This window comes from Methylophaga sp. UBA5088 (genome assembly GCF_002414625.1).
In the GTDB taxonomy this organism is placed as follows: Bacteria; Pseudomonadota; Gammaproteobacteria; order Nitrosococcales; family Methylophagaceae; genus Methylophaga; species Methylophaga marina.
The window spans coordinates 4,895-5,261 of the sequence record NZ_DIAC01000033.1 but is presented as its reverse complement, the minus strand read 5'-3'; positions in this window follow the sequence as shown (position 1 = coordinate 5,261).

Genomic DNA, 367 nt, shown 5'->3' with positions numbered 1-367 from the left:
GCGATCTCCGTGACTTGGTGGAGTTGACACACCAAGAATTTGAGAGGCTACTCTTGTTGGCCACATAATTTATGTGGCATCCCAGGCGGATCATAAAAGCCTTGATGTGATTTAAGCACGTGAATTGAGCCCATAACTTCAAGATTTCCGATGTCACTCTGAATATAAAAAACTGCTCTGCGCTGGTGTGAAGATCGCGCACTTCTAAGGATCGACTTGGTACACGTTCCTGATCACACTCAGGTTCTCAAAGCAGCTAGGTGCCAGCCATTGAAATTGCCACCCCAAAACATAATGCTTTCCGGTTTGAGTTGATACTATGGACATTGACGATCTTTGGTGGATAACGCTTTTGTAAAAGGCGCGA